The sequence below is a fragment of the Porphyromonas cangingivalis genome (assembly GCF_900638305.1).
Classification (GTDB): domain Bacteria; phylum Bacteroidota; class Bacteroidia; order Bacteroidales; family Porphyromonadaceae; genus Porphyromonas_A; species Porphyromonas_A cangingivalis.
In genome coordinates this window covers 27,583-40,262 of sequence record NZ_LR134506.1, presented here as the reverse complement: position 1 = coordinate 40,262, position 12,680 = coordinate 27,583, and the positions used below count along the sequence as shown (strand labels likewise).

The window sequence follows — 12,680 nt, the reverse complement described above, 5'->3', positions numbered from 1 at the left end:
TTATAACATGAACGAACAAAGCGAAAACAAACAGAGACAGCGTCAGGCAGGGCTCATTGTAGGCATCGCCCTTCTCATCCTGATCATCATTGGAGGAGGATACAAGCTCTGGCAGCAAGGTAAGACCATCGACAATATCACAGCTCAAAGTGAGCTGGACCGCCAGTTTCTTGAAGAAGAGTACAACGAGCTTTCGCTCCAGTATGAGGGATACAAGTTCTCAATCAACAATGACTCTCTCGTCGCTCAGCTATCCAACGAACAAGCAAAGGTCCAACGCCTCATGGAGGAACTCAAGACCGTCAAGAGCACCAATGCCCAACGCATCAATGAACTCAAAAGAGAACTCCAGACTCTACGTAAGATCATGCGCAACTATGTCGCTCAGATTGATTCACTCAATGCAGCCAATCAAGCCCTGCGCACAGAGAACAAAGAAGTAAAAGCCCAAATCCATCAGGTCAGTACACAGCGCAACCAACTTCAAGAAGAGAAGCAACGACTCACAAAACAAGTCGAACTGGCAAGCAAACTGGTTGTGTCGAACATCCGCGTCGACTACCTCACCGACAAGGGTAAGACGACAAAACGCATCAAGAAGATGAAACAGTTCAAGATCTCCTTCTCCATCGACCAAAACATCACGACTGAGCCCGGGATGAAAAACGTCTATGTACGTCTCTACAAACCTGACGACACACTCCTCCTCAAGTCCACATACGGGACATTCAGCTTTGAAGGTGGCGAGATCCCCTACTCGATCTCCAGACAGATCGAATACACAGGAGAAGCAACTTCTCTTGACATGTATTGGGATATCGACGAATACCTTTCAGAGGGGACATACAGACTTGAAATCTTTGCAGACGGCTATCTTGTAGGCCGCAGTTCATTCACGCTGCAATAACTTCCTTCCGAACAACTCAGATATACCAAGAGAGGTCGTGCAACATTTTGCACGACCTTTTTTGTATCCACTACATTCCTCAACAAAAAGATCTCCCCAAGAACTATTTCCCTTGGCAATCCGGCTCATCCGACTTGACGATATTACAATTTATTGTCGAGGATGATGCCGGCCCTCGAAGTTGGCAATGAAGCCTCCCCTTTCATTGCCCCTCACGATTTTATATATAGATTTGTGAAGTGACTCTACTATCAAGAGGTATGAGGCGTTTAATCACAATCTTTACGTTTATGGATCAGAATGTCATTTTTCGAGACATACACCCCGATGAACATCCGACATTGGCGAACTTCCTGTACGAAGCTATTTTCATTCCCGAAGGAGTGGAGCCCCCTCCGTATGAGATCATCTTTCACCCCGAACTATCCATATACATAGACGAATTCGGAAGCAAAGCTGCAGACACGGCAGTTGTGGCCGAAGTCGACGGAAAGGTAATCGGCGCAGCATGGGCACGCATCATCAAAGACTATGGGCACATCGATGACGAAACACCGTCGCTATCTATCTCCCTGTATCCGGATTTTCGTGGTCAAGGGATCGGCACACGACTTTGGAAGACATTGCTTGATCGGCTTCGTGCAGCAGGATATCATCAAGTCTCACTCTCTGTACAGAAAGCCAACTTCGCATCCCATATGTACTTGCGTAGCGGATTTCAAGTCGTCAAAGAGAATGAGCACGACTACGTTATGTTGAAGAAATTATAAGGATAGAAAGAGGAGTTATCCCAAGAGTATTTCAGCCCAATATCTTCACAAGATCTTGCACCCTTTTATGCTCAAAGGGCTGATTCCGCCAAAGGTGCCCCTCATATAAAATAAAAAGAAATAGCCCGACAGGTGACTGTACCTGCCGGGCTATTTCCGTTATATTGCTTGATCAATATGTTTGTTATCTGTCTGCGCCTTGCTGTGCAGCGTAGATAATCTTCAATGCATCTGCATCTCTGAGCTTTTGCTTCACTTCTGTGACGATACCCATCTTCGCATTCTTGTCGATCTTGAGGACGGTAGTCATCAGAGCAGCTTCAGCTTCACGCTTTGACGCCTTTTCTTGGGCGATGAAGTCGAAGATCTCATTAGGACTTGCAAACTTGTCATTCAACTGAATTTGAGTTTCAGTACCATACTTCGCCTGATACATCTGCTGTGGCTTACCCATGTAGATGTATGTCGCAAGAGACTTCTTCTCCAAAGTAGTGAGCTCTGTCGCTACGGGCAAAGTCAAATCCACCATCTTAGTCACTTCCCTCATAGATGTTACCATCATGATAAAGAATAGGAACGCAAATACCAAGTCAGGTAGAGACGACGTATTTAGCTCAGGCATTTCGCGGGTATTACCTTTCGTAAACTTGCTCATTATTTCTTTCCGTATTCTTTAGGGTTAGCTTCTGAGATTTTCTGAGGATAAAGGTCGATGAGAGCCTCTTGCTGTTCTTGGCTAAGCTCTTCCATCTTCTTACCCCACTTCCTCATTGCATAATCATCACGTAGCTCTCTATAAGCTCTCGCGATCTCATTTTGGACAGCGATATAGTCATGATACTTGGTATCGACGACATTTGTAAGAGAGACGACATGGTACTTAGTGACTGCTACCTTACCGATGAGAGGGATATCGATCTCTTCGAGTTCAGGCAGATCGGGGTCATTATTCTCATTGAGGACAAACTCTTTGACTTTGTTCTTGAGTTGAACAAGAGTCACTTCTTCACCGTTACAGATGATATCACCTGCTGTGTTCACAAGGACACGAAGCATGTTACGCTTCTTGATGTCGATGGAAACATCTTGATCGGGTGGAACAGCAGGAGGCAACTGACGTGGCAACCCCTTGTCCGAACCCATTGAAGAAGTCACAAGGAAGAAAATGAGCAACATGAAAGCGATGTCGGCAGAAGACGAGCCATTGATACTTGGAACTTTCCTTTTAGCCATACTTTTTAGCTTTTAAATGTTACAAATTTACTTCTTAGATACAAAAGACTTTACAGCACCCCAAATTACAGCGATGAATGAAAATCCAAGTAGAGCATAGATCGAATAGAGCCACATATCTGCTGTCTTCAACCAAGATGCTTCATTATACTTCTGGAAGTCTTGACCGAGATGTAGACGGTCTGCACTACCGATATTGTAGGTTACTACGAGCAATAGGAAGAATGCTACGATGATACCGAGTGAGAGCATTGCCTTCTTGGGGTTAGCCTTGAACTGAGCTGCGAAAGAGCCCAAAGAGAAAAGCACCAACGCCAATACTGCGAGTCCACACACAGCGTACGCCCAATATAAGAGGGCACCTGTATATACAGGCTCTGGCTTAGCAACTGCGGGATCGACTACGCCTCCGAGGAAGAATAGTGCAAATACAATCACCGAAATAATTGCAACAATCAGCAGTGTCCAGCTCGAAGCCTTACGGATATTACTTACTGCCATTGTTATTAGATTTTTTTGTATTTCACATTGTATTTAACGATGAAGTCTACGAGAGAGATAGACGCATCTTCCATGCGGTTAAGGATACCTTCGTACTTGCTGAGAAGGTAGTTGTAGAACACCTGAAGGATAAGCGCAACGACAAGACCACCAATAGTAGTGATAAGAGCGACCTTCATACCTCCTGCAACGACAGTAGGGCTGATGTCACCTGCCTTTTCGATAGCGTCGAACGCCTGAACCATACCTACAACAGTACCCAAGAACCCGAGAGATGGAGCCATCGCGATGAAGAGAGTGATCCAAGAAAGGTTCTTTTCGAGAAGACCTGCCTGAACACCACCATACGAAACGATAGAACGCTCGACGACATCAAGACCTTGGTCGATACGAAGAAGTGCCTGATAAGCGATAGAAGCTACCGGACCACGAGTGTCACGAGCAAGATTCTTAGCTGCTTCGACATCACCTCTGTCAAGAGCAGCTTCGATTTCCTTCAAGAACTTTTCGTTGTTAGTATCTGCAAGGTTGAGATAGATGATTCTCTCAAGAGCGAAAGCCAAACCAAGGATAAGAGCGATTGCAACCGCTGCCATAAACTCAGGTCCACCTTCGATGAACTTTGTCTTAAGAGCTTGGTGGAATCCACCTTCGGTTACAGCAACTTCTTCCATTACAGGAGCTTCTTCTGTTGCTGCCATTTCTGAAGGAGCAGCAGCTTCTGTCTGCACAGCTTCAGGAGTAGCTTCTTCTTGAGCGATAACGGCATTAGTAAATCCAACTGAAAGAAGACCTACCAACGCAAGACTTGCAAAAAATCTTTTCATTGTACGTTTTTTTTAAGATTAGTGATTAATACTTTATTTATTCTCTATGGGTTACTTATTTCTTGCGAAATAAATCTGCGGAGAAAGCGGGATTCGAACCCGCGATACGCTTTTGGCGTATACACGCTTTCCAGGCGTGCCTCTTCAACCACTCGAGCATCTCTCCAAACAATGTCTTCTTTCACACGCTCACTTGGTGTGCGATAACCGTTATCTCTCAGGGGGTTGTCTCGCCACACTTGGCAGTGATCCCACCAAGCGGTGAGCCTTAATAAGAGTAAAAACAGACTATCTGACCGTAAAGTTATATAAATTAGAAGAACTGGCAAAGAGTTTATCTCTCATAGTTGATGCCGACATACCATATAGTGTAGTTAAATACTCAAAAATATGCACAAGATGAGCAGGTTCGTTGCGCTTACCTCTTTTCGGCATCGGTGAAAGATATGGAGCATCGGTCTCTATGATGAGGCGTTCGGGAGGGAGATTATCCACAAGGAAAGTCTTCAAATCATTGTTCTTGAATGTCACCACTCCATTGATCCCGACATAGAAGTGAGGCAGATCGAGCACAGCTTTGAGCTCGTCAACCGTACCCGTAAAGCTATGAAACACACCTCTCAGCTTGTCTGCGCCGACATCCTTGATGGCTTGTATCGTATCCATGATGGCATCACGAGCGTGCAAAGAGACGGGGAGATCATACTCCAGTGCCCAGGAGAGCTGTGTCCTTAGGGCATCGTTCATCTCCGCCTTGTACTCCAGTGACCAGTAATAGTCCAACCCGATCTCACCTATGCCGACACAGCGGTCATGAAATTGTTCGAGAGCGATACGAATCTTTGCCAGTCGATCCTTATAGTCCGCTTCGACATAAGAGGGATGCAAGCCCAACATCGGGAAACACACTCCGGGATGGCGATCGGCAAGCCCCATGAGCGCCTCGATGGAAGTATCATCGAGATTGGGCAAGAGGATGGCACCGACTCCCGCCTCCACGCTCCGAGCGATCACGGCATCCCTATCCTCATCGAACTCCTCGGTGAAGACATGCGAATGCGTGTCGACAAGTATCGTCTGTGATCTCTCCATCATAGTTCGCGCGCAGTAAGACTTATGATGATCCCCTTCAACACCTCTGCGTATGCCTCATTTATATTGAGTCCTTCGAGTAATGAGACAGCTTGAGCAGAATAATGCGACACCAGCCCCAAAAGCTGTTTATTCAGCCCCTTAGCCTCGTAATACTTCGTCACCTCGGCGATCTTTGCCTCCTCATCCTTAAGTGCAAGAGCTTCTGACAAAGCCAATGTCCCCTCTCTGGAAGCAAGCTCCAAAGCCTTGATCAGCAACCAAGTCTTTTTCTCTTCGAGGATATCTCCCCCTTTCCGTTTACCAAAAGAAGCCGTTCCCCAGATGTCCAAGTAGTCATCCATGAGCTGAAATGCCAGCCCAAGGGCATCACCTACCTTATATATCCGTTCGCACTGTTCGGTCGTCGCACCGGCAATGAGCGCACCGATCTTCATAGACGAAGCGATGAGACAAGAGGTCTTGTAGTGGATCATCGACATATACTCATCCACGGAAACATCCCTACGGTGCTCAAAGTCCATATCGTACTGCTGTCCCTCACAGACACCGAGAGCCATGGCGTTGAACTCCTCCAGCACAGGTTTCAAGAGCTCGGCAGGTAGGGTTGCCAGCTCTCTATAAGCCACAATCATCATGGCATCCCCCGAAAGAATAGCGGTATTTGCATCCCACTTACGGTAAACTGTAGGCTGCCCTCTACGCATGGGCGCATCATCCATAAGATCATCGTGCAGGAGCGTGAAGTTGTGAAACACCTCCAAAGCCACAGCCGCACGAAGCGGAATAGCCAAATCCCCTTGGGGCGCAAATAAGCGGTAAGCCAACAGTGCAAGCACAGGGCGAAGTCGCTTCCCCCCCATCGAGAGACCATACTTAATAGGATCATACAGTTCCTTGGGGCGATCGCTATCTGTGATGACACGCTCAAGAGCCCGCTCGACCTCTCGGAGGAGATATTCTTGTTCTTTATTCATCGTAAAGCACTTTTCGGTTTTAATGGTTGGTAAAGATAGTAATCTTTGTGAGGATAGAGGACATCAGGGCGAAAAAAGCACATTCGGCAGAAAAGCCAAGCCGATGATTCCGAAGCCTGCCGGAAAGTATTCCGTTCGGGGACAGAATACATTCTGTAGTGGCACATAAAGTATTCTGTCGTCCGACAGACATTATGGACAAAGCAAAGTCGAAGCTTTCGGTATTTTGGCGGAGCGGAAAAAGAGTAAGGGCAGGAAAATCCCTTTTTTTGTTTTACTTTTGTAAAGTCTATAGTTTAACAAATATATGAAGATAGCGATAGTAGGTACAGGATACGTGGGCTTGGTCTCAGGAGCATGTTTTGCCGAGATGGGATTGCAAGTCTACTGCGTTGACATCAATAAAGAAAAGATAGACAAACTCTCATCGGGCATCATCCCCATATACGAGCCCGGGCTGAGCGACCTCGTGACCAAAAACAAAAGGGTCGGTCGCCTGCACTTTGAAACATCGCTCCGTAAGTGTGTCGAAGCCGGTGTCGAGGTCATATTCATTGCCGTAGGCACACCGTCGGGTGAGGATGGAGCAGCAGATCTGTCTGCTGTCTATGCCGTAGCAAAGGAGATCGGTCAGGTGATCGACAAATACACCCTCATCGTCACGAAGAGCACCGTACCCGTAGGTACGACATTGGAAGTCAAGGGGATCGTACGCAACGAACTCACGAAGCGAGGTTCGTCCGTCGATTTCGATGTCGCTTCGAACCCCGAGTTTCTCAAAGAAGGTGCCGCGATCAAGGACTTCATGAGTCCCGACCGTGTCATCGTGGGTACGGACTCGGAGCGTGCCAAAGCGATCATGACGAAGCTCTACCGTCCGTTCACGATCAATAACTTCAGGGTCATATTCATGGACATCGCATCGTCCGAGCTCACAAAATATGCCTCCAATGCCATGTTGGCAACCCGCATAAGTTTCATGAACGAGGTCGCCAACCTCTGCGAAGTGGTCGGTGCGGATGTCGAGTCGGTACGCCAGGGGATGGGTGCCGACAAGCGTATCGGCAGTTCGTTCCTCTATGCCGGCTGTGGCTATGGTGGCTCTTGCTTTCCCAAGGATGTCAAAGCCCTATCGGATACGGCAAAGAGGGCGGGTTTACAGATGAGCATCATCCGAGAGGTCGATCGCATCAATGACGAACAGAAACTACAGCCTTACAAAAAGCTGGTAAAACACCTTGGCAACGACCTCAGTGGCAAAGTCATTGCCGTGTGGGGCTTGGCCTTCAAGCCTGAAACGGATGATATGCGTGAAGCCCCCTCGATCTACACGATCTCTGCCATCGCAAGTGCAGGAGGAGAGGTGAGGGCCTTCGATCCCGTCGCCATTGAAGAGGCAAAAAAATGTCTCCCCTCATCGGTCTACTATGCTGAGGACATCTACGATGCGGCAAAAGGTGCAGATGCAGTCATCCTCCTGACAGAGTGGAAGCAGTTCCGCATGCCTTCATGGGATCGTATCCTCGAAGCAATGAGGGGACGCCTCCTCATCGATGGGCGCAACATCTATCAGCCCGACGAACTACGAGCTTTGGGGTTCGAGTACACGGGGATGGGTAGATGACCGTTCGGACAGACTTAGTATTTACGACACAAAAAGATTATAATATTATGAGTGAATGTGTGATCAAAAGCCTGCTGGACACGGACTTGTACAAGTTCACGACAGGATATGCTTATTCGAAGCTCTTTCCAAGGGCTTGCGGACAGTTTAGATTTGTCGACAGAGACGGCATCGACTACCCCGAGGGATTTGTGGATTTGGTACGTGCCGAGATCCAAAAGATGAGTGAGATCGCACTTTCGGCAGAAGAGGAGACGTTTCTCTACAATGCCCTACCCTACCTGCCACCTACATACATAGACTTCCTGAAAGGGTACAGGTTCAACCCCTCGGAGGTGACCGTGGATATGATCGATGGTCGTCTGAGCATCGTTGCGGAAGGGTTGTTGTACCGCATCACGCTTTGGGAGACCCCTATACTTGCGTTGGTGTCTGAGCTTTATTTCAAGGCTAAAGGACAGACTCCGGATATGGACTACCTGCGTAATTCGGCCATCTCAAAGGCCAAAGAGATGAGAGAGAACGATCTCAGAGTATCGCTCTTCGGCATGCGAAGACGCTTCAGTGGTGAGGTCGAAGATCTTGTCACGGGATTGCTCAAGGAGTATGGGGGAGACAGTTTGTTCGGCACCAGCAATATGTACTATGCCATGAAGCATGGTCTGCGTGTGACAGGGACCCACCCTCACGAGTGGGTGCAGTTTCATGGTGCGATATACGGCTACAAGATGGCGAACTACATGTCTATGGAGCATTGGATCGATGTGTACGATGGCGACCTCGGCACTGTGCTCACAGACACGTACACGACAGATGTCTTCATGCTCAACTTCAGTAAGAAGCACGCCAACCTCTTCACATCCCTGAGACACGACAGTGGCGACCCTCTGCTCTTCACGGACAAGGCCCTCGCTCGCTATGCCGAACTGAGGATAGACCCGACGATCAAGTACATCGTCTTCTCCGACAGTCTCAATATACCTAAGGCGGTCAAGATCAAAGAGTACTGTGATGGTAAGATCGGAGCGACCTTCGGTATCGGCACGAATCTGACCAACGATGTGGGCAACAACATCAAGCCCCTCAACATCGTCATGAAGCTCTTCAAGTGTCGCATGTCGAAAAGCCAACCTTGGCAAGACTGTGTCAAACTCTCAGATGTCGCCGGCAAGCACACGGGTAGCGAGAATGAAATCCGTCTGGCAAAGGAGACGCTCGGCATCATCTGATTGCTCGTGATACGACAGAAACGCACCTCTATCTAACTTAATTTATAATTTACTATGAAAGAAGAACTCAAAAAACAAGGCGAATTGCCGGACAATGCCTTTCGCCCTCTGAAGCCGGGAGAGACCTACACTCCTCTCATCCCGGATGCCGCCCAGCCCAAGGAGGTCACCGTATGGTCGGTAGCATGGGGGATATTGATGGCAGTCATCTTCAGTGCCGCAGCCGCCTACCTCGGTCTGAAGGTGGGACAAGTCTTTGAGGCAGCGATACCCATTGCGATCATTGCCGTAGGTCTGTCGAGTGCCACAAAACGTAAAAATGCCCTCCTCGAAAATGTGATGATCCAGTCCATCGGTGCTTCGAGCGGGGTCATCGTGGCAGGTGCGATCTTCACCCTGCCTGCGATCTATATCCTACAGGCAAAGTATCCGGAGATCTCGGTGAGCTTCTTCCAAGTCTTTATGAGTTCGCTCCTTGGCGGTATCCTTGGCATCTTGCTTCTCATTCCGTTCCGCAAGTACTTCGTAAAGGAGAAGCATGGAGAATTTCCATTCCCCGAAGCGACAGCGACCACACAGGTACTTGTCTCGGGTGAAAAAGGCGGTAGCCAAGCCAAACCTCTCGTCATCGCAGGTCTTGTCGGTGGTCTTTATGACTTTGCCGTATCGACATTTGGTTGGTGGCACGAGGTCTTCAGCAGTAGAGTTTTACCCTTTGGCGAAGCCGTTGCAGACAAGGCAAAAGTGGTCTTCAAGCTCAACACGGGAGCTGCAGTCCTCGGGCTCGGCTACATTATCGGGTTGAAATATGTGGCAATCATCTGTGCGGGCTCGTTCCTTGTCTGGTGGATCATCGTCCCCGGTATGTCTCTCATCTTTAATGACATCGTATTGACATTCGGAGACCCCAACATCACAGCGACTGTGGGCAGCATGTCCGCCGAAGAGATCTTCCGCACCTACGCAAGAGACATCGGTATCGGAGGTATCGCCACTGCAGGTATCATCGGCATCATCCGCAGCCGTAGCATCATCGCATCGGCACTCAGCCTTGCAGGTAAGGAACTTAAAGGCAAAGATGGCTCTAAGGCTGTCATCGAGCCCCGTACCCAAAGAGACCTTCCGATGAAAGTCATCGCATGGGGGACACTTTTGGCACTCGTCATGACAGGCGTATTCTTCTACCTTGGTGTCGTAGACAACCTCCTCTTCGCTTGTGTAGGCCTTGTCTTGGTGGCACTCATCGCCTTCCTTTTCACCACAGTGGCTGCCAACGCCATCGCCATCGTGGGTTCCAACCCCGTATCGGGAATGACCCTCATGACCCTCATCATCTCATCCATCATCCTTGTGGCTGTCGGCATGAAAGGATCAGCAGGTATGGTGTCGGCACTCATCATCGGTGGTGTGGTCTGCACGGCACTCTCTATGGCAGGAGGCTTCATCACCGACCTCAAGATCGGCTATTGGCTCGGGTCTACCCCTCTCAACCAACAGAGGTGGAAGTTCCTCGGCACACTCGTATCCGCAGCAACGGTGGGTGGTGTCATCATGATCCTCAACAAAACCTACGGCTTCACCGACGGTACCCTTGCAGCGCCACAAGCAAATGCAATGGCGGCCCTCATCGAGCCACTGATGTCGGGTACCTCTGCGAAGTGGGCACTCTACGGTATCGGTGCGATCCTTGCCATCCTGCTCACGGTCTTCAAAGTCCCAGCATTGGCATTCGCACTTGGTATGTTCATCCCACTCGAACTCAACACGCCTCTCCTCGTCGGAGGTCTCATCAGTTGGTTTGTCAGCACTCGTAGCAAAGATGCAGACGTCAATAAGGCACGCCTCGAAAAGGGGACACTCCTCGCATCTGGCTTCATCGCAGGTGGGGCACTCATGGGCGTGGTAAGTGCAACGATGCGTTACCTCGAATTTAACTTCGTAGACAGGGCATGGCTCGAAAGCTCAGCCTCACAATGGGTAACCGTCCTCGTCTACCTCTGCATCATCACCTACCTTGTCCTCGCCTCCAAACCCTCCAGCAAGGATAAGAAGTAAACAAACACGTATCGACAAGAGCAATGGGGAATAACTCCCCCTACTCTCACCGATAAAACAGACAACCTCAACCCCAAGGGGCTACATCGAATTTGAGTTTCGATGTAGCCCCTTTGATTTTTCTGCAGCATCTTTAATCTACTTAGAACTAGCCATGAGGATACTGTCCTAAAAAAGTGTGTAAGCCCCGTTAGTCCTTAACTTTGAGGTAAGAAAAAAAATAAACCTAAGAACAATGGAGCTTACAACAACACAAAAGTCGGCATTTATTTCTGAAATGCTATCATCAGAGGCAGGTATTAACGAACTTATCCGTGTACTATTGGACACCTTCTCGAAGCAAGAACGTGCTCTTTTTGTCGAAGAGCATGAGGGTGAACAATGCAATGGTTTCCGTCCTCGTCGATGGCGAGGCTATGGCTGTAGCTTTGAGCTTCGCATTCCACGTACTCGTTCAGGGAATTTTCAGCCCCTAATTTTGGGCATCCTCTCCCATCAGGAAAGCGAACGCGCCCTCCTCTTCCATGAACTTTACACCCGAGGACTTTCGTGCGAAGACATTGGTTCGGTGTGCGAACGGATCTACGGCTATCACTATAGCAAGCAGCAAGTCAGTTTTCTCTCGAACACGAGTAAAGAGGAGATCTACAAGTGGTTGGAACGCCAACTGTCGCCCCACTATTTGGCCGTGTACATCGATGCTACCTTTGCCTACACACGGCGGGAGGAACGTGTGGCTCAGGAAGCCTATTACACGATGTTGGGGTTGCTTCCTGACGGTAGTCGGGAGGTGCTTTGTGTGGTGAATCATCCCACGGAGGGAGCGTTGAATTGGGAGGCAGAGTTGAAAGCCCTCAAAGCACGTGGAGTCGAACGTATAGACCTGATCATCTCAGATGCTTTACAAGGGATTGAACGAGCCATCGCCTCGGCTTTCCCTCACTCCTCCCATCAGCTGTGTGTCGTTCATTTCAAGCGTCACGCACTTAATGCCGTATCGAAGAGGGACAAGGATAGGATGAGACAAGAGTTGGAAGACTTGTTTCCTATTTCGGGTACAAGTCTTACACCCATCAAGGCATTTGAGAAATTGTGTACATTTGCAGAACGCTGGGGGAAAAGCTACCGGAGCCTGCTCTCCTTGTCGGCACCTCGCAATATAGGCTACTTCACTTACCTGATGTTCCCGGAGGGTGTTCGTCGTATGATTTACTCAACGAATTGGGTGGAGCGTCTCAATCGGAGCTATAAGCGTACGCTGCGTATGCGTGGGGCTCTACCCTCGGCAGATGCCGTCGTCTTTCTCTTGGGCTCTGTAGCCCGAGAAATGACCGAAAGGACTTACGCAAGGAGGTTACCCTATTTCCAAGAGTGGAGCACCAAATAAATGAGTAATGAGTAATAACACGAAAAACTCAAAGTTTTTTTCCCCTGGGGCATGCCCCAGGGGAAAAAGGGAGAACTA

12 protein-coding genes and 1 tRNA gene are annotated in these 12,680 nt (G+C 48.8%); 6 read left to right on the top strand and 7 right to left on the bottom strand.

The window, feature by feature from the left end:
• The first annotated feature begins 7 nt into the window (after nucleotides 1–7).
• Both EL262_RS00190 and EL262_RS00185 read left to right on the top strand, forming a co-directional pair.
• On the top strand, nucleotides 8–907 hold the full coding sequence (locus tag EL262_RS00190; RefSeq protein ID WP_025839324.1) for a hypothetical protein: 900 nt from the start codon (nucleotides 8–10) through the stop codon (nucleotides 905–907).
• A gap of 290 nt (nucleotides 908–1,197) precedes the next feature.
• Nucleotides 1,198–1,677, top strand: coding sequence for a GNAT family N-acetyltransferase (locus EL262_RS00185; protein WP_025839323.1), 480 nt, complete (start codon nucleotides 1,198–1,200; stop codon nucleotides 1,675–1,677).
• A 184-nt stretch (nucleotides 1,678–1,861) separates the two neighbouring features.
• On the opposite strand, the gene EL262_RS00180 is transcribed toward EL262_RS00185, so the two are convergent.
• The 7 genes from EL262_RS00180 to EL262_RS00150 all read right to left on the bottom strand — a co-directional run bounded on the left by EL262_RS00180 (nucleotide 1,862) and on the right by EL262_RS00150 (nucleotide 6,307).
• Nucleotides 1,862–2,332 carry an ExbD/TolR family protein gene (locus EL262_RS00180; protein WP_025839320.1) on the bottom strand — a complete coding sequence of 157 codons (471 nt, stop codon included), beginning with the start codon at nucleotides 2,330–2,332 and terminating at the stop codon, nucleotides 1,862–1,864.
• Nucleotides 2,332–2,910, bottom strand: coding sequence for an ExbD/TolR family protein (locus EL262_RS00175; RefSeq protein WP_036848121.1), 579 nt, complete (start codon nucleotides 2,908–2,910; stop codon nucleotides 2,332–2,334). Before EL262_RS00175 ends, EL262_RS00180 begins: the two co-directional genes overlap by 1 nt.
• Before the next feature lie 27 nt (nucleotides 2,911–2,937).
• Complete coding sequence (locus EL262_RS00170) at nucleotides 2,938–3,411, bottom strand: hypothetical protein (protein WP_025839318.1); 474 nt, start codon at nucleotides 3,409–3,411, stop codon at nucleotides 2,938–2,940.
• 5 nt (nucleotides 3,412–3,416) lie between these two features.
• A complete protein-coding gene (locus EL262_RS00165; RefSeq protein ID WP_025839317.1) occupies nucleotides 3,417–4,238 on the bottom strand; it encodes a MotA/TolQ/ExbB proton channel family protein in 822 nt (273 codons plus the stop codon).
• Nucleotides 4,239–4,316: 78 nt separating this feature from the next.
• Nucleotides 4,317–4,404, bottom strand: a tRNA-Ser gene (locus EL262_RS00160).
• A gap of 122 nt (nucleotides 4,405–4,526) precedes the next feature.
• Complete coding sequence (locus EL262_RS00155; RefSeq protein WP_051522814.1) at nucleotides 4,527–5,333, bottom strand: TatD family hydrolase; 807 nt, start codon at nucleotides 5,331–5,333, stop codon at nucleotides 4,527–4,529.
• The gene (locus EL262_RS00150; RefSeq protein ID WP_078735958.1) at nucleotides 5,330–6,307 is read right to left on the bottom strand and encodes a polyprenyl synthetase family protein; all 978 of its coding nucleotides are present in this window, start codon (nucleotides 6,305–6,307) and stop codon (nucleotides 5,330–5,332) included. The genes EL262_RS00155 and EL262_RS00150 overlap by 4 nt, the downstream gene beginning before the upstream one ends.
• Before the next feature lie 307 nt (nucleotides 6,308–6,614).
• Between EL262_RS00150 and EL262_RS00145 the strand changes: the two genes are divergently transcribed.
• The 4 genes from EL262_RS00145 (at nucleotide 6,615) to EL262_RS00130 (ending at nucleotide 12,602) form a co-directional block, all read left to right on the top strand.
• Nucleotides 6,615–7,931 carry a UDP-glucose dehydrogenase family protein gene (locus EL262_RS00145; protein ID WP_078735957.1) on the top strand — a complete coding sequence of 439 codons (1,317 nt, stop codon included), beginning with the start codon at nucleotides 6,615–6,617 and terminating at the stop codon, nucleotides 7,929–7,931.
• Nucleotides 7,932–7,978: 47 nt separating this feature from the next.
• On the top strand, nucleotides 7,979–9,160 hold the full coding sequence (pncB, locus tag EL262_RS00140; RefSeq protein ID WP_036854089.1) for a nicotinate phosphoribosyltransferase: 1,182 nt from the start codon (nucleotides 7,979–7,981) through the stop codon (nucleotides 9,158–9,160).
• Between the two features lie 54 nt (nucleotides 9,161–9,214).
• Nucleotides 9,215–11,215: an OPT family oligopeptide transporter gene (locus EL262_RS00135; RefSeq protein ID WP_025839312.1), complete on the top strand. Its 2,001-nt coding sequence runs from the start codon at nucleotides 9,215–9,217 to the stop codon at nucleotides 11,213–11,215.
• A gap of 235 nt (nucleotides 11,216–11,450) precedes the next feature.
• Nucleotides 11,451–12,602, top strand: coding sequence for an IS256 family transposase (locus tag EL262_RS00130; protein ID WP_126464320.1), 1,152 nt, complete (start codon nucleotides 11,451–11,453; stop codon nucleotides 12,600–12,602).
• Nucleotides 12,603–12,680: the final 78 nt, after the last annotated feature.

Excerpts from the sequence above, each read along its gene's own strand:
- EL262_RS00185 (WP_025839323.1), top strand. The coding sequence starts at position 1,198 with ATGGATCAGAATGTCATTTTTCGAGACATACACCCCGATGAACATCCG.
- EL262_RS00130 (WP_126464320.1), top strand. The coding sequence starts at position 11,451 with ATGGAGCTTACAACAACACAAAAGTCGGCATTTATTTCTGAAATGCTA.
- EL262_RS00145 (WP_078735957.1), top strand. The coding sequence starts at position 6,615 with ATGAAGATAGCGATAGTAGGTACAGGATACGTGGGCTTGGTCTCAGGA.
- EL262_RS00175 (WP_036848121.1), bottom strand. The coding sequence starts at position 2,910 with ATGGCTAAAAGGAAAGTTCCAAGTATCAATGGCTCGTCTTCTGCCGAC.
- EL262_RS00135 (WP_025839312.1), top strand. The coding sequence starts at position 9,215 with ATGAAAGAAGAACTCAAAAAACAAGGCGAATTGCCGGACAATGCCTTT.
- EL262_RS00180 (WP_025839320.1), bottom strand. The coding sequence starts at position 2,332 with ATGAGCAAGTTTACGAAAGGTAATACCCGCGAAATGCCTGAGCTAAAT.
- EL262_RS00165 (WP_025839317.1), bottom strand. The coding sequence starts at position 4,238 with ATGAAAAGATTTTTTGCAAGTCTTGCGTTGGTAGGTCTTCTTTCAGTT.
- EL262_RS00170 (WP_025839318.1), bottom strand. The coding sequence starts at position 3,411 with ATGGCAGTAAGTAATATCCGTAAGGCTTCGAGCTGGACACTGCTGATT.
- EL262_RS00150 (WP_078735958.1), bottom strand. The coding sequence starts at position 6,307 with ATGAATAAAGAACAAGAATATCTCCTCCGAGAGGTCGAGCGGGCTCTT.
- EL262_RS00190 (WP_025839324.1), top strand. The coding sequence starts at position 8 with ATGAACGAACAAAGCGAAAACAAACAGAGACAGCGTCAGGCAGGGCTC.
- pncB (WP_036854089.1), top strand. The coding sequence starts at position 7,979 with ATGAGTGAATGTGTGATCAAAAGCCTGCTGGACACGGACTTGTACAAG.
- EL262_RS00155 (WP_051522814.1), bottom strand. The coding sequence starts at position 5,333 with ATGATGGAGAGATCACAGACGATACTTGTCGACACGCATTCGCATGTC.